The 15,540-nt window shown below is 67.5% G+C and carries 12 protein-coding genes; 10 read left to right on the top strand and 2 right to left on the bottom strand.

The window, feature by feature from the left end:
• Window positions 1–5: 5 nt before the first annotated feature.
• Window positions 6–1,559 carry a MutS-related protein gene (locus tag AC07OK_RS24925; RefSeq protein ID WP_494692814.1) on the bottom strand — a complete coding sequence of 518 codons (1,554 nt, stop codon included), beginning with the start codon at window positions 1,557–1,559 and terminating at the stop codon, window positions 6–8.
• Window positions 1,560–1,752: 193 nt separating this feature from the next.
• Here AC07OK_RS24925 and AC07OK_RS24920 point away from each other — a divergent pair, with 193 nt between their 5' ends.
• The 9 genes from AC07OK_RS24920 (at window position 1,753) to AC07OK_RS24880 (ending at window position 13,287) form a co-directional block, all read left to right on the top strand.
• Window positions 1,753–3,021 (top strand): efflux RND transporter periplasmic adaptor subunit, encoded by a 1,269-nt coding sequence (locus tag AC07OK_RS24920; protein WP_494692813.1) that lies wholly within the window; start codon window positions 1,753–1,755, stop codon window positions 3,019–3,021.
• Window positions 3,022–3,043: 22 nt separating this feature from the next.
• On the top strand, window positions 3,044–3,754 hold the full coding sequence (locus tag AC07OK_RS24915; RefSeq protein ID WP_494692812.1) for an ABC transporter ATP-binding protein: 711 nt from the start codon (window positions 3,044–3,046) through the stop codon (window positions 3,752–3,754).
• A gap of 10 nt (window positions 3,755–3,764) precedes the next feature.
• Window positions 3,765–5,081 (top strand): ABC transporter permease, encoded by a 1,317-nt coding sequence (locus AC07OK_RS24910; protein ID WP_494692811.1) that lies wholly within the window; start codon window positions 3,765–3,767, stop codon window positions 5,079–5,081.
• Between the two features lie 9 nt (window positions 5,082–5,090).
• Window positions 5,091–6,326 (top strand): ABC transporter permease, encoded by a 1,236-nt coding sequence (locus AC07OK_RS24905; protein WP_494692810.1) that lies wholly within the window; start codon window positions 5,091–5,093, stop codon window positions 6,324–6,326.
• A gap of 47 nt (window positions 6,327–6,373) precedes the next feature.
• Window positions 6,374–7,714: a sigma-54-dependent transcriptional regulator gene (locus tag AC07OK_RS24900; RefSeq protein ID WP_494692809.1), complete on the top strand. Its 1,341-nt coding sequence runs from the start codon at window positions 6,374–6,376 to the stop codon at window positions 7,712–7,714.
• Window positions 7,714–9,075 (top strand): sensor histidine kinase, encoded by a 1,362-nt coding sequence (locus tag AC07OK_RS24895; RefSeq protein ID WP_494692808.1) that lies wholly within the window; start codon window positions 7,714–7,716, stop codon window positions 9,073–9,075. Before AC07OK_RS24900 ends, AC07OK_RS24895 begins: the two co-directional genes overlap by 1 nt.
• Before the next feature lie 248 nt (window positions 9,076–9,323).
• A complete protein-coding gene (locus AC07OK_RS24890) occupies window positions 9,324–9,794 on the top strand; it encodes an FxDxF family PEP-CTERM protein (protein WP_494692807.1) in 471 nt (156 codons plus the stop codon).
• Window positions 9,795–9,858: 64 nt separating this feature from the next.
• Window positions 9,859–10,632, top strand: coding sequence for a spermine/spermidine synthase domain-containing protein (locus tag AC07OK_RS24885; RefSeq protein WP_494692806.1), 774 nt, complete (start codon window positions 9,859–9,861; stop codon window positions 10,630–10,632).
• 216 nt (window positions 10,633–10,848) lie between these two features.
• Entirely contained in the window at window positions 10,849–13,287 is a 2,439-nt protein-coding gene (locus AC07OK_RS24880; protein WP_494692805.1) for a TonB-dependent receptor plug domain-containing protein, read from the top strand.
• Here the strand turns inward: AC07OK_RS24880 and pdxR are convergent.
• A complete protein-coding gene (gene pdxR / locus AC07OK_RS24875; protein ID WP_494692804.1) occupies window positions 13,284–14,771 on the bottom strand; it encodes a MocR-like pyridoxine biosynthesis transcription factor PdxR in 1,488 nt (495 codons plus the stop codon). The two genes, AC07OK_RS24880 and pdxR, sit on opposite strands and share 4 nt — an antisense overlap.
• A gap of 81 nt (window positions 14,772–14,852) precedes the next feature.
• On the opposite strand from pdxR, the gene AC07OK_RS24870 reads away from it, so the two are divergent.
• Window positions 14,853–15,518: a pyridoxamine 5'-phosphate oxidase family protein gene (locus AC07OK_RS24870; RefSeq protein ID WP_494692803.1), complete on the top strand. Its 666-nt coding sequence runs from the start codon at window positions 14,853–14,855 to the stop codon at window positions 15,516–15,518.
• Window positions 15,519–15,540: the final 22 nt, after the last annotated feature.

The raw sequence follows: 15,540 nt of genomic DNA, 5'->3' as shown, positions 1-15,540 counted from the left end.
AAATGTCAAAGACTATTCCGTATGCCCTCGCAATCGGCCGGATGCGCCATGTAGTCGCTCAGCCAGTCGAACACGCGCTTGGCCTTGGCCGAGATGGCGGCGTCGAAGCCGCGCGTGGCCAGCAAGGCGATGCCGTTGGTCTCGCGCAGCACCCCCGGCGCCACCCGCAGTCCGTCGCCCACGCGGCTGACGCACCACGGCGTCAAACGCTCCTGCAGCAGCGGCGCCAGCACCAGGTTGTGGGAGGAGACGATCACCGTGCCCTGCTGCGACAGCGTGTGCAACACCGCCGCCGCCGCCGAGATCGACTCCAGGTGATTGGTGCCCCGGAAAATCTCGTCGATGATGAACACCGCCGGCGCCCGCTCGGCCAGCGCCAGCAGCTCGCGCGCCCGGCGCAGCTCGGCGATGTAGAGGCTCTCGCCGCCTTCCAGCGCATCCTCGCTCTGCATGCTGGAATACACCGGCAGCAGCGGCGCGACCGCCCGCTCCGCATAACAAAAGCCAAACGCGCGGGCGACGATCAGGTTCAGTCCCACCGCGCGCAGCAAGGTGCTCTTGCCGATGCCGTTCTGCCCGGAGATGAAGGCGCCCTGCCCCGCCAGCGCGAACGACAACGGCTCGGCCTGCGCCAGCAGCGGATGCACCACCTGCTCCAGCGTGACGGCGCCGCCCTGCTCGGCCCAGCAATAGCGCGGCGTCTGCGCCAGGTGGCGCGCCAGCGACAGGTCGGCCTCCAGCGCCGCCACCCGCTGGAAACTGCCGCGCAGGAATTCAAGGTGGCCGCGCACCGCGTCGCGGCTGTCGAAGTAATGGCGCACATTCATCTGCCACAGCCAGTCGCGGTATTCGCGCACGCCGGGCAGGTTGCCGGCCACCGACTGGGCGATCTTGCGATTGAGCTTGCCCACCTGCGCCGCGTCCGCGCGCAAGCCGGCCGTCAGCGGATCGTCCAGCGCGGCCAGCAGGCTGTGGGCGCGCAGCATTTGCTGCAGCGTGGCCAGGATGCGGCGCCATGCCTCGACCGCTTCGTGATAGCGCATCTGCACCGCCAACAACACCATCCACAGCACCACCACCACGCCCCACAAGGCCACCACGCCGGTGACCAGCGCCAGCGCCACCGACAGCAGCAAGCCCAGCGGCAGCCACGGCAGCAGCGCTATCCAGCGCGGCGCCGGCGGCAGGGCGGCGCCGAACAGGGTCGCGCTGACCTCGCAATCGGCGCGGCGCAAGCCGGAGCAGGCGGCGTGCAGCCGTTGCCGCAGTCCGGCGTCCTGCGCCAGTGTCCGCACGCGGACGGCGGACGCGGCCACGGCACCGCCGTCCGCGTGCAGGCGCCGGTGCAGCTCCTGCTGGCCGAAGATGCTGGTCGCGCGCGCCAGCTGCGCGCTGTACTGCGGCAGCAGCATGTCGTCCCAGGTTTGCGCGTCCAGCGCGCCGGCGTCGGCGTGGGCGGTGCGCTGGTACAGCGCGACGTCGCTGGCGACGAAGGGGTAGTCGGTGATAGGCGTTTCGGCGGGCAGCAGGAAGCGGATCAAACGGTCAAGCAAGCTCATACGGTACTCGGGTGGGGGCGACAGCGCTGCACATGGTCACGCTTGCCGTTTTATCAAGCGCGGCCGGACAAGGCGGACGACCGGACAAGGGCGCGGACAACGGACAGCGGCAGCCAACATCAATCAAATCAAACACTTAAGTGCTGGCACGGTTTCTGCATAACGTTGTACATCTACACACACTTACACCATCATGATACGCGACACCTCCAATCAAGACGCCGTCATCGCCGCCCCCAAGGGCCTGGCCGCCAAGCGCCGCCTCGTCGTCGCCGTCGGCGCCATCGCCCTAGTGGCGGCCGCCTACTCGGTGCTGCACTCCTGGCGCGGCAGCGACCATTCGGTCAACCTGTCGCGCCTGCGCATCGCCGAAGTGGGCCGCGGCACGCTGATCCGCGACGCCGCCGTCAACGGCCGCATCGTCGCCGCCATCAGCCCGACGCTGTACTCGGCCTCGCCGGCCACGGTGACGCTGAAGGCGGCCGCCGGCGACACCGTCAAAAAGGGCGACGTGCTGGCGGTGCTGGAATCGCCCGACCTGACCGACGCCCTCAAGCGCGAGCAATCGAGCTTCCTGCAGCTGGAAGCCGAGGTCGAGCGCCAGAAGATCCTGGCCCGCAAGCAGAAACTGCTGGCCCGCCGCGACGCCGACACCGCCGAGATCGACCGCCTGTCCGCGCTGCGCACCCTGGAGCGCTACAACGCCGTCTCCAACGAAGGCATCATCGCCAAGATCGAATACCAGAAGGCCAAGGACGCGCTGAACTCGGCCGAGATCCGCGCCAAGCACGCCGGCCAGGCGGCCGAGCTGGAAAGCGACAACGTGGCGCTGGAGCTGAAGACCAAGATGAACGAGCTGGACCGCCAACGGCTGTCGCTGGCCAACGCCCAGCGCCGCGTCGACGAGCTGACCGTGCGCGCGCCGGTGGACGGCTTCATCGGCACGCTGTCGGTAGCCAACCGCAGCGTGGTGCCGGCCAACGCGCCGCTGATGACCCTGGTCGACCTGTCGCGCCTGGAAGTCGAGCTGGAAGTGCCGGAAACCTATGTGTCCGACATCGGCCTGGGCATGAACGCCGAAGTCAACTTCGGCACCGGCACCGCCAACGCCAAGCTGTCGGCGCTGTCGCCGGAAGTGGTCAAGAACCAGGTGCTGGCGCGGGTGCGCTTCACCGCCGCCCAGCCGGCCGGCCTGCGCCAGAACCAGCGCGTCACCGCGCGCCTGCTGATCGATGAAAAACCCAACACGCTGATGCTGCAGCGCGGCCCGTTCGTGGAGTCCGAAGGCGGCCGCTTCGCTTATGTGGTGCGCGACGGCATCGCCATCCGCACCCCGATCAAAATGGGCGCCACCAGCGTCTCCGCGGTGGAGATCCTCGGCGGTTTGAAACAGGGCGACAAGGTCGTCATCTCCGGCACCGAAACCTTCGAGAACGCCGAACGCGTCTCGATCAACCAATAACTTTTTTCCCAAGAGGCCCTCCATGCTGCGCATGCAAAACCTGAGCAAAGTCTACCGTACCCACATGATCGAAACCCACGCGCTGCGCGGCTTCGAGATCAACGTCAAGCAGGGCGAGTTCGTCACCGTGACCGGCCCTTCCGGCTCCGGCAAGACCAGCTTCCTCAACATCGCCGGCCTGCTCGAAGAGTTCACCGACGGCGAGTACATCCTCGACGGCGTCAACGTCAAGGGCATGGACGACAACGCCCGCTCGCGCCTGCGCAACGAAAAGCTGGGCTTCATCTTCCAGGGCTTCAACCTGATCCCCGACCTGTCGCTGTTCGACAATGTCGACGTGCCGCTGCGCTACCGCGGCTTCAACGCCGCCGAGCGCAAGGAGCGCATCGAGGACGCGCTGTCCAAGGTCGGCCTGGCCTCGCGCATGAAGCACTACCCGGCCGAACTGTCCGGCGGCCAGCAGCAGCGCGTGGCGATCGCGCGCGCGCTGGCCGGCTCGCCCAAGCTGCTGCTGGCCGACGAGCCGACCGGCAACCTGGACACCCAGATGGCGCGCGGCGTGATGGAGCTGCTGGAGGAAATCAACGCCCAGGGCACCACGATACTGATGGTGACCCACGACCCGGAACTGGCGGTGCGCTCGCAGCGCAACGTCCACATCATCGACGGCCAGGTGTCGGACCTGGTGCGCAAGGCGCCGACGCTGTTCGACGCGAATTCCCATGTCGCATAAGGAGCGCAACATGTTCCAATACTACTTCCTGCTGGGCCTGCGCAGCCTGCGCCGCAACCCGGCCCTGACCGCGCTGATGGTGCTGACGCTGGCGGTCGGCGTGGCCGCCAGCGTGGCCACGCTGACCATCCTGCACGTGATGTCGGGCGACCCGATCCCGGCCAAGAGCGAGCGCCTGTTCGTGCCGCTGGTCGACAACGGCCCGCTGCAGGGCTACAAGCCCGGCGACGAACCCAACGACAACCAGCTGAGCTACACCGACGCCAGGAACCTCCTCAACAGCAAAGCGGCCGAACGCGCCACGGCGATCTACGGCACCAGCGTGGCGGTCGAGCCGGAGCGCAAGGACATCGGCGTGTTCACCGCGCGCGGCCTGGCCGTGGGCGGAGACTACTTCAATATGTTCGACGCGCCCTTCCTGCACGGCCAGGCCTGGAGCCCGGCCGACGACAAGGCCGCCGCCAATGTCGTGGTGCTGGGCCGCAAGCTGGCCGACAAGCTGTATGGCGACACCGACCCGGTCGGCCAGCGCCTCACCCTGAGCGGCAAGCAGTACCAGATCGTCGGCGTGCTCGACAGCTGGAAAGTGGTGCCGCGCTTCCACCGCATCATCGGCAGCGCCGACGGCGCCTTCAGCGACGAGGACGAGATGTTCGTGCCGTTCACGGCGGCGGTCCGCAATGAAATGCCGCGCAACGGCAGCACCAGCTGCACCGACGACATCGGCCCCGGCTACCAGGCCTTCCTCGATTCCGAATGCACCTGGATCCAGTTCTGGTTCGAGACCCGCAGCGCCGGCGAGCGCGCGGCCCTGCAGAACTACCTCGACAGCTACGCCGCCGAGCAGCGCAAGCTGGGCCGCCTGCCGCGCAAGGCCGCCAACAAGCTGTACGACGTGCGCGAATGGCTGGACTTCATGAAGGTGGTCGGCAACGACAGCAAGCTGTCGGCCTGGCTGGCGTTCGGCTTCCTGGTGCTGTGCCTGGTCAACACGATAGGCCTGCTGCTGGCCAAGTTCTCGGTGCGCGCCGCCGAAGTGGGCATCCGCCGCGCGCTGGGCGCCTCGCGCCGCGAGATCTTCCACCAGTTCCTGATCGAGACCACGGTGGTCGGCCTGGTCGGCGGCGCGCTCGGCCTGCTGCTGGCCTTCGGCGCGCTGGCGCTGATCGCCATGCAGTCGAAGGCGCTGACGGTGGTGGCCCATATGGACTGGATCATGCTGCTGACCACCTTCGCGATGGCGGTGCTGTCGGCCGTGCTGGCCGGCCTGCTGCCGACCTGGCGCGCCTGCCAGGTCACGCCCGCCCTGCAACTCAAATCCCAATAAGGACTCATCATGGAAATCCGTCCCATCCTGTCGACGCTGCTGCGCAACAAGACCGGCCCCATCCTGGTGGCGGTGCAGGTCGCCCTCAGCCTGGCCATCCTGGCCAACGCCCTGCACATCGTGCAGGTGCGCCAGGCCGTCTCGGCGCGCGCCAGCGGCATCGCCAACGAAGCCGAGGTCTTCACCGTGCTGGTGCGCCGCCTGAAGGACGCCAGCCACCAGGAACAGCTGGCGGCGCAGCACCGCGAAACGGCGACGCTGCGCGCGGTGCCGGGCGTGGTCTCGGTGGCCTCCACCTCGCAGATGCCGCTGTCGCGCTCGGGCAACTACACCGGCCTGGCGACCGACCGCAAGCAATTCAAGTCCACCGCCACCACCAGCACCTACATCACCGCCGATTCGCTGGTGAAAACCTGGGGCCTGCAACTGATCGAGGGGCGCGACTTCCTGCCCGCCGAGATCCTGGAGATCGACGAGATCACCAGCCACGAGTTTCCCACGGTCGGCATCATCACCCGCCAGCAGGGTGAAAAACTGTGGCCGGGCGCGACCAGCTTCGTCGGCAAGACCTTTTACTTCGGGGTCGGCGACAGCGCCAAGGACGCGCGCGTGATCGGCGTGGTCGAGCGGCTGCAAACGCCGAGCGCCCAGATCGGCGAGCGCGGCGACTACTCCACCATCGTGCCGACCCGCCTGACCGGCGACAACGCCAGCGGCTACACGGTGCGCGCCGAGCCGGGCCAGCTGGACCGCGTGATCAAGGAAGCCGAGGCGGCGTTGCGCGCCGCCTCGCCGACGCCGGTGATCACCAAGGTCAAGACCATGCTGGAACTGCGCCGCGACCGCTACCGCGCCGACAACGCGCTGGCGTGGATGCTGGTGACGGTCAGCGTGCTGCTGCTGCTGATCACCTCGAGCGGCATCGTCGGCATGGCCAGCCTGTGGGTCACGCAGCGGCGCAAGCAGATCGGCGTGCGGCGCGCGCTGGGGGCGCGCCGGCTCGACATCCTGCGCTACTTCGTCACCGAGAACGTGATGATCACCAGCGTCGGCGTGGCGGCCGGCGTGCTGCTGGCGCTGGGCCTGAACCAGCTGCTGGTGAGCCAACTGGAAATGGCGCGCCTGCCGGCCGGCTACCTGATCGCCGGCGCCGCCGTGTTCTGGGCGCTGGGCGTGGCCGCCGTGTACGGTCCGGCCTGGCGCGCGGCCTCGATCTCGCCGGCCACCGCCACCCGCAGCGCCTAGCCGTGATTGCTGTACCGGGCATGCCGCGACAATGTTATGCTTACGGCATGCCTACCGTATTGATCATCGACGACAACGCCGCCGTCGCCATCGCGCTTGAAGTGCTGTTCTCGCTGCACGACATCGACGCGCTGCGCGCCGCCTCCCCCGAAGCCGGACTGGCGCTGCTGGAACGCCACAGCGTCGACCTGGTGCTGCAGGACATGAACTTTTCCGCCGACACCACCTCGGGCCAGGAAGGCACGGCGCTGTTCCGCGCCATCCGCGAGCGCCACCCCGAGCTGCCGGTGATCCTGCTGACCGCCTGGACCCACCTGGACGCGGCGGTCGACCTGGTCAAGGCCGGCGCCGCCGACTACCTGGCCAAGCCCTGGGACGACAACCGCCTGATCGCCACGGTGCACAATCTGATCGAGCTGGGCCAGGCCAAGCGGGCCCTGCAGCAGCGCCTGCAGACCGAGCTGCGCCAGCGGCGCGAGCTCGAACGCGGCTACGACCTGCGCGGCATGGTGTGGCAAGACCCGGCCACCGAGCGCGTGGTGCACCTGGCCTGCCAGGTGGCGCGCGCCGACGTGCCGGTGCTGATCAGCGGCCCCAACGGCACCGGCAAGGAGCGCATCGCCGAGATCATACAGGCCAACTCCGCCGTGCGCGACGGCCCCTTCGTGGTGTTGAATTGCGGCGCGCTGCCGGCCGAGCTGATCGAGGCCGAACTGTTCGGCGCCGACGCCGGCGCCTACACCGGCGCCTCCAAGGCGCGCGAAGGCAAGTTCGAGGCGGCCGACGGCGGCACCCTGTTCCTCGACGAGATCGGCAACCTGCCGCTGGCCGGGCAGATGAAGCTGCTGCGGGTGCTCGAGACCGGCCGCTTCGAGCGGCTCGGCTCCAACCGCGAGCGCCAGGTCAAGGTGCGCGTGGTCAGCGCCACCAACGCCGACCTGCAGGCCATGATAAGGGCCGGCAGCTTCCGCGAAGACTTGTTCTACCGCCTCAACGTGATCGAGCTGCGGCTGCCGCCGCTGGCCGGCCGGCCGGCCGACATCCTGCCGCTGGCCCGGCACTTCCTCGGCGACGGCAAGCAGTTGCACCCGTCGGCGCAACAGGCGCTGCTGGCCCACCCGTGGCCGGGCAATGTGCGCGAACTGAAAAACGTCATGGCGCGCGCCGGCCTGCTGGCCGCCGGCGACCTCATCAAGGCCGCCGACCTCGGCCTGCCGGCCGCCGCCAACGCCGTCGCCGACGACGGCGCGCGCGAGCCGGACCGCGACAGCATCGGCCTGGCGCTGAGCCGCGCCGGCGGCGTGGTGGCCCAGGCCGCCGCCGAGCTGGGCCTGTCGCGCCAGGCGCTGTACCGCCGCATGGAGCGGCTGGGCATCGCCCGCCCCTGATGGACCACGCCGGCCGCCGCCTGGGCGCCTCGCGCCTCTCCCTGCTGACGCGCTGGACCGCGATGGTCGGCACCCTGCTGACGGTCGGCATCCTGATCGCGCTGACGCTGACCCATTTCTTCCCCGACCATCCCGGCCTGGTGCTGGCGGTGTGCCTGTTGTGCGTGCTGCCGATCTCCATCATCACCATCCGCGCCCAGCTCGAGTACATGCTGTCGCTGTTCCGCGCGCTGACCGGCACCGTCACCAGCTACCAGGACGGCGACTTCTCGTTCAGCCTGCACTGGCCGCAGAACGACGAACTGAGCGACCTGGTGGCGGCCCACAACGCGCTGGGCGACGTGCTGCGCCAGCAGCGCCTGGACCTGGTGCAGCGCGAGCTGCTGCTCGACACCATGGTGCAGAACACGCCGGTGGCGATGCTGCTGGTGAGCGAGGCCGGCCCCATCGTCTACGCCAACCTGGCGGCGCGCCAGTTGCTCAACCAGGGCCGCAAGCTGGAGGGCCACCGCCTCGACGACATCCTGGCGCACGCCTCGCCGGCGCTGCTGGAGGCGCTGGCGCGCGGCGGCGACGGCCTGTTCACCACCAAGGAGGCCGGAACCGAGGTCGACGAGGAAGAGGTCTACCACCTGGCGCGCCGCAGCTTCAACCTCAACGGCCGCAAGCACGAGCTGCTGCTGCTGCGCCAACTGACCATGGAATTGCGCCGGCAGGAAGTGCAGACCTGGAAAAAGGTGATCCGCGTCATCAGCCACGAGCTGAACAACTCGCTCGCGCCGCTGACCTCGCTGGCCCATTCCGGCGCCGAGCTGGTGCGGCGCGGCCAGACCGAGCGCCTGCCGCAAATCCTCGCCACCATCGAGGAGCGCACCCGCCACCTGGAAAGTTTCATCCTCGGCTATGCGCGCTTCGCCAAGCTGCCGACGCCGCGCCTGGAGCTGCAGGCGTGGCCGGGCTTCCTGGCCCAGCTGGCGGCCCAGGTCGAGTTCAGCATCGCCGGCGCGCCGCCCGACGAGCCCTGCGCCTTCGATCCCTCGCAGCTGGAGCAGGCGCTGCTGAACCTGCTCAAGAACGCCCATGAATCGGGCTCGCCGGCCGGCGAGGTCAGCCTGGAGGTGCGGCGCCTGCACGGCGCGGTGCGGATCGACGTGCACGATCGCGGCCCCGGCATGAGCGACACCGTGCTGACCAACGCGCTGGTGCCGTTCTACTCGACCAAGCGCAGCGGCACCGGCCTGGGCCTGGCGCTGGCGCGCGAAATCGCCGAAGCCCACGGCGGCCGCATCACGCTGGCCAACCGCGACGGCGGCGGCCTGAGCGTGACCTTGATCTTGCCAGTGTCGGCAGCCAGCAACTAATCCGTGATTACCAAATTGAAATTAAGTTGATAATTTGCACAACGGAAATTGAATGATAGTAAGTTCTTATGGTCCAGCCCGTGCATTAGTTGCGCTCTATCAGTCTTTCTTCCGCGATCAAAAAATAGCCAATTGACATCGAAAATTCCCAGGCGTACTTTGCATGAGTGGTACGGGGGTTTCATGAATTTTGTCTGATCTTTCGCGGGGATAAAATGAAATTAAAATCAATATTGGCAGGCGCGTTAATGGCTGCGCTGGCAGGTGGGGCTTGGGCGAACAACTATACGTCGCCAGTCATCAACATGGATGGCGGCCCGGCCGACTGGACCGCCGATTTCGGTACATCGCACACCGACGGCCAGCTTTTCACCGACACCTTTACCTTTGCGTACTCCGGCTTGCCGGGCACGGCGCAGGGCTATTTCCTGAACCTGAAAAACTTCCTGGTGACGCCGCCCACCTTCATCCATTTCAATTCGGCGACCCTCGACGGCACGGCGCTGCCCGTGGCCAACGGCTTATTGTCGGGCAGCTTCTTCTTCAACGTCCCGGTCAGCGGCGTGGTGCAACTGGTCATCAAAGGCAAGGACCACGGCATCGCCAGCTACAGCGGCACGCTGGACATCACCTCGGCCGTACCGGAGCCCGCCACCTATGGCATGCTGCTGGGCGGCCTGGCGCTGATGGGCATGGTCGCGCGGCGACGCAAATCTTGAACGCTCCCCCCAAAAGACGCTGCGGCGTCTTTTTTTACGCCGCAGCGGCTGGTAGACTGCCGCCATGTCCAAGATTCCCGCCGCCCCCTCCCGCTACGACGCGCCCGGCCACCCGCCGGCCACCACCACCGAATTCGAGGGCGTGCGCAGCCTGCACCTGGGCACCTCCTGGGTGCAGGGCGCGATGCGTCTGTCCAAGCCGGACAATATCGAACTCGAATACGTGCAGATGATGATGATGTGGCTGCTGTTCAACGACCAGCCGCGCCACATCGTGCAGCTGGGCCTGGGCAGCGCCGCGCTGACCAAGTTCTGCTACCGCCGCCTGCCCGGCGCGCGCGTGACCGCGGTCGAACTCAACCCGAACGTGATCGCCATCTGCAACGCGCAGTTCGGCCTGCCGTCCAACGACGAGCGCCTCAACGTGCTGGAAATGAACGCCATGGATTTCGTGCTCGATCCGACCAACCACGCCAGCGTCGACATCCTGCAGGTGGACCTGTACGACGAGGAGGCGCGCGGCCCGGTGCTGGACTCGCCCGAGTTCTACCAGGCCTGCTTCGATTGCCTGCGCGACGGCGGCATGATGACCACCAATGTGTTCGGCGACTTCGCCAACTACGACAAGAACCTGCACGCGATGGAACAGGTGTTCGACGCCGTGGTCTGGCTGCCGGAGGTACACGACGCCAACATCGTGGTGATCGCCTTCAAGCAGTCGCCGGTGCTGGACTTCAGCGTGCTGTACGAGCGCGCCGGCGCCATCAAGAAGAGCCTGAACCTGCCGGCCAAGTCCTGGGTCAACGGTTTGAAGGCCTGGATGTTGGATCAGCAATAAACAGTTTACTGATGCGTCCGCACCACAGTTTTGCACCATTTTGCGGCAGCCCGTCGGCCAGATTACGCCAAGTCATCGTATAAGGCACGAAATATTATCAAATGTGCATATTCTGCAACAATATGGTGCATGCCGCGTTGCCGCCCGGTGAGCGGCCACGATAGTATTTTTCTCGACCGTGCTATCCGCGCGCGTCCACAACAACGAGAGAGATACATGACAAGAGCACCGCACTTCAAACGCACGCTGGTCGCCAGCGCGATCCTGCTGCTGGCCGCCGGCCAGGGCAGCGCCCAAACCGCCGCCGCGGCAGCAGACACAGCGCCGGCCCAGGAACAAACCGTGGTGGTGCTGGGCTCGCGCTCGGTCGCCAAGACCGCGCTCGACACCTCGTCCCCGGTCGGCCTGATCAGCCTGAAAGACATGCAGACCGCCGGCCCGCTGGAACTGGGCAAGCTGCTGCAGACGCTGGACCCATCGTTCAACTTCTCCAGCACCTTCATCAGCGACGGCACCGATTCGATCCGTCCGGCCACCCTGCGTTCGCTGGGGCCTGACCAGGTCCTGGTGCTGGTCAACGGCAAGCGCCGCCACCAGCAGGCGCTGGTGAACGTGCAGCAGACCATCGGTCGCGGCTCGGCCGGCACCGACATCAACGCCATTCCGCTGGGCGCCATCCACCACATCGAGGTGCTGCGCGACGGCGCCGCCGCCCAGTACGGCTCCGACGCGATCGCCGGCGTGATCAACATCGTGCTCAAGTCGCAGGTCAACGAGACCCAGTTGAGCGGCAGCTACGGCACCACCTCCGAAGGCGACGGCGACCTCTACTCGGGCACCGCCAACACCGGCTTCGCGCTGGGCCAGGACGGCGGCTTCCTCAACCTGACGGCCGAGGCGCGCAAGCGCGGCGAGACCAACCGCGCCGGCCCCGATTCGCTGCGCGTCAATCCGCCGCGCGTGACCCAGCACATCGGCGACAGCAACACCAAGGACGGCTACCTGTGGTGGAACGCCGCGCTGCCGATCGACAAGGCCAGCGAGTTCTACGCCTTCGGCGGCGTCTCCAAGCGCAAGAGCGATTCCTACGGCTTCTTCCGCTCGGCCGGCGACGACCGCACCATCCCGGCGATCTCGCCGAACGGCTACCTGCCGGCCATCAAGACCGACATCAAGGACGCCTCGTTCGCCTTCGGCTACCGCCGCGACCTGGCCAACGACTGGAAGGCCGACGTCAGCATCAACTACGGCGCCAGCGAGCTGGGCTTCCATGAATCGGACAGCGTCAACGTCAGCTACTGGTACGAGAAAAAGGCTAACGGCGCCATCTACGGCGAATCGCCGCGCGACGCCAACACCGGCACCCTGAAGTTCAACCAGCTGACCTTCAACGCCGACGTCAAGGGTCCGGTCAAGCTCGGCGACAACAACGTGTTCCTGGCCACCGGCTTCGAATACCGCGCCGACAACTACCAGATCGTCGCCGGCGACCCGGTCTCCTACCAGTACGGCCGCACCAACAACCCCGCGATCGCCATCACCACGCCGAGCGGCGCCACCGCAGCCTCCGGCATCCAGGGCTTCCCGGGCTACACGCCGGCCACCGCGGTCGATTCGGGCCGCCACAACATCGCGCTGTTCCTCGACGCCGAAACCAAGCCGGTCGACAACCTGACCCTGGCCGGCGCGGTGCGCTACGAGAAGTATTCGGACTTCGGCAGCACCGTCACCGGCAAGCTGAGTGCCCGTTTCGACCCGACCAAGGAAGTCGGCTTCCGCGGCAGCCTGTCCACCGGCTTCCGCGCGCCGAGCGTGCAGCAGGAGTTCTACAGCTCCGTGTCGACCAACCTGAACAACGGCGTGCTGACCGAAACCCTGACCGCGCGCCAGGGCAGCGCCGTCACCCAGGCCTTCGGCATCGCGCCGCTGAAAGAGGAAACCTCGACCAGCGGCAGCGTCGGCATGGTGCTGCGTCCGGCGAAGAATATGTCGCTGACCGCCGACCTGTACCAGATCAAGATCAAGGACCGCATCGTGTTCTCGAGCGAGATCGCACCGGAAGCCGGCGGCGGCCCGATCGCCAACATCCTCAAGCCTTTGGGCGTGGGCCAGGCGCAGTTCTTCACCAACGCGGTCGACACCCGCACGCGCGGCCTGGACATCGTGGCCGAGCACACCTCGAAGTTCGCGGCCTCGACGCTGGTGCTGTCGGGCCAGCTGGGCTTCAACAAGACCGAAGTCACCAAGCGTCATTCGACGTCGTCGGTGCTGACCGGCGAGCAGCTGTTCGACAAGTCGCAAGTGACGCTGATCGAACACGGCCAGCCGCGCAAGCACCACGTGGTGGCGGCCGACTACAGCGCCGGCCAGTGGAACCTGAACACCCGCGCCAACTACTACGGCGAAGTGGAAGCGGAAAACTTCAGCCCGCTGCAGAAGTGGGACGCCAAGTGGCTGGTCGACGCCTCGGTACGCTATGCCTACACCAAGCGCACCTTCTTCAGCGTCGGCGTGAACAACCTGTTCAACCAGCTGCCGTCGGAGTGGACCAATGGCGGCGCGTTCCCGAAACTGGGCTTCACCCGCTGCTGGGAAACCTGCCCGATCGGCGTCAACGGCCGCTCGATGTACATCCGCGCCGACACCGCGTTTTAATGTCGTCTTGAACGGTTGGCGGCGAACGCCGCCAGGTGCAGTATCGCCGCCAACTGTTTGACCAGTCCTTCCATCTGCTCGGCCGGCACTTGTGCGTAGCCGAGCATCAGTCCCTTCCAGCCCGACGTTCCCTGCGTGTCCTTGCCGCTCAGCGCCTCGGCCACGATGCCGTGCTCCAGCGCCTGCGCGCTGATCGCGTGGTCGTCCAGGTCCGCTTGCGTGAAGCGTAGCGCCAGGTGCATGCCGGCCGAACCGCCGTGCACCGTCGCCACCGATCCCAGATGTTGTTCCAGCGCGGCCACCAGCGCGTCGCGCCGCTGCCGGTACAGCCGCCGCATGCGCCGCAGGTGCAGCGCGAACTGGCCGCTGCGCAGGAACTCGGCCAGCGCCATCTGCTCGGCCACGCGCCCGCGCGCGGACGACTGCGCGCGCATCTGCGCGAAGGACTCGGCCAGCCACGGCGGCACCACCACGAAGCCGATCCGCAGTGACGGGAACATGGTCTTGCTGAAGGTGCCCAGGTAGACCACCGGCGCGTCCGGCGCCAGGCCCTGCATGGCCGACAGCGGCGCGCCGTCGTGGCGGAACTCGCTGTCGTAGTCGTCCTCGATGATCAAGGCGCCGGCGTCGCGCGCGGCGGCGATCAGCGCCAGCCGGCGGCGCAGGCTGAGCACGCTGCCCACCGGGTACTGGTGCGACGGCGTGGTGTAGACCAGGCGCGGCGGCCGCAGCAGCCAGTCGTCGTCGGTGGGCGCGATGCCGTCGTCGTCGATGTCGATGCCGGCCACGCTCAGGCTGGCAGCGCGCGCCGCCGCCAGCGCGCCGCCGTAGCCGGGATTCTCGATCCAGATGGTGTCGCCGACGTCGGCCAGCGCGCGCACGCACAGATCCAGGCTGCTTTGGGTGCCGTCGGTGATGAACACCTGCGCCGCCTCGCACACCACGCCGCGCGCGGCGCGCAGGTGGTCGGCGATGGCTTCGCGCAGCTGCGGTTCGCCGGCCGGATCGCCGTAGTTCAGCTGCGCCACCGTCATGGCGCGCAAGGCGCGTTCCAGCATGCGGCGCCACAGCGTCAGCGGAAAATGGTCGAGCGCCGGCACGCCGGGCACGAAGGCGCCCATCATGTCGGCCGGCCCCTGCGGCGGGCGCAGGGCGCGCGCCCGCTGCGACAGCCCGGCCTGCGGCACGGCGGCCGCCTGCGGCGCGGCCGGCTTGCGGTCCGGCGCCACGGCGGCCACCACGGTGCCGCGCCGGTCGGTGGTGACGAAGCCTTCGCTGGCCAGCTGCTCGTAGGCGTACAGCACGGTGTTGCGGGCCAGGCCCAGCTCCTCGGCCAGCGCGCGCGAGGCGGCCAGCCGCGTGCCCGCCGCCAGCGTGCCGTTGCGGATGGCGGCGCGCAGGCATTCATGCAGCAAACGCTGGCGCGGCCAGCCGCGATGGCGGTTCTGCGCGGCGTAGCCGTCGATCAGCAAGGCAAAGTCCATTCGTGGCTCCATTAAAATGACTGTTTCTGGACCTGTCGCAGGGGCCAGCCAGCCATTATATTGCGGCTTCAACCTTTTTGGATGGAGATCATGACCGAACCAGCACACCAAGCCGCACCGAGCGAACGCACCCGCGTCCGCCGCATTCCGACCTACGCGCACTACGACACGGCCACGCTGCACGCCATCATCGACGACGCCTACCTGTGCCACATCGCCTTCGCCGACGACAAAGGATCGCACTGCATTCCCACCGCCTGCTGGCGCGAAGGGGATCACCTGTACATCCACGGCTCCAACGGCAGCCGCATGCTCAAGCGTTTGACGGAGAGCGAGATCTGCGTGACCATCACGCACCTCGACGGCCTGGTGATGGCGCGTTCGGCCTTCAATCATTCGATGAACTACCGCTCGGCGATGATCTATGGACGCTTCGAGGTGGTGGAGGACGAAGGCGAGCGGCGCCGCACGATGGAGGCGTTCATGGAGAAGCTGCTGCCGGGCCGCCAGGCCGATATCCGTCCGGGCTCGGACAAGGAATACGCGGCCACCACCATCATGCGCATCACGCTGGACGAGGCGGCCTGCAAGGTGCGCGCCGGCGCCCCGGAGGACGACGAGGACGACATGAGCTGGCCGGTGTGGGCGGGCGTGCTGCCGTTCGCGCGCATGCAGATGAAGCCCATCACCGATCCGGCCTGCAGCCATGCCGCGCCGGCCTATGTGATCGGCTGGCAGAAGTGGTAACAGCGGCGACAAGATCTGTTTG

The organism is Duganella sp. GW821-FHT07G03 (assembly GCF_059418605.1).
Note: the sequence above shows the minus strand (reverse complement) of the source record. Positions and strands in the feature narration are given on the sequence as shown.

Excerpts from the sequence above, each read along its gene's own strand:
- AC07OK_RS24925 (WP_494692814.1), bottom strand. The coding sequence starts at position 1,559 with ATGAGCTTGCTTGACCGTTTGATCCGCTTCCTGCTGCCCGCCGAAACG.
- AC07OK_RS24920 (WP_494692813.1), top strand. The coding sequence starts at position 1,753 with ATGATACGCGACACCTCCAATCAAGACGCCGTCATCGCCGCCCCCAAG.
- AC07OK_RS24915 (WP_494692812.1), top strand. The coding sequence starts at position 3,044 with ATGCTGCGCATGCAAAACCTGAGCAAAGTCTACCGTACCCACATGATC.
- AC07OK_RS24910 (WP_494692811.1), top strand. The coding sequence starts at position 3,765 with ATGTTCCAATACTACTTCCTGCTGGGCCTGCGCAGCCTGCGCCGCAAC.
- AC07OK_RS24905 (WP_494692810.1), top strand. The coding sequence starts at position 5,091 with ATGGAAATCCGTCCCATCCTGTCGACGCTGCTGCGCAACAAGACCGGC.
- AC07OK_RS24900 (WP_494692809.1), top strand. The coding sequence starts at position 6,374 with ATGCCTACCGTATTGATCATCGACGACAACGCCGCCGTCGCCATCGCG.
- AC07OK_RS24895 (WP_494692808.1), top strand. The coding sequence starts at position 7,714 with ATGGACCACGCCGGCCGCCGCCTGGGCGCCTCGCGCCTCTCCCTGCTG.
- AC07OK_RS24890 (WP_494692807.1), top strand. The coding sequence starts at position 9,324 with ATGGCTGCGCTGGCAGGTGGGGCTTGGGCGAACAACTATACGTCGCCA.
- AC07OK_RS24885 (WP_494692806.1), top strand. The coding sequence starts at position 9,859 with ATGTCCAAGATTCCCGCCGCCCCCTCCCGCTACGACGCGCCCGGCCAC.
- AC07OK_RS24880 (WP_494692805.1), top strand. The coding sequence starts at position 10,849 with ATGACAAGAGCACCGCACTTCAAACGCACGCTGGTCGCCAGCGCGATC.
- pdxR (WP_494692804.1), bottom strand. The coding sequence starts at position 14,771 with ATGGACTTTGCCTTGCTGATCGACGGCTACGCCGCGCAGAACCGCCAT.
- AC07OK_RS24870 (WP_494692803.1), top strand. The coding sequence starts at position 14,853 with ATGGAGATCATGACCGAACCAGCACACCAAGCCGCACCGAGCGAACGC.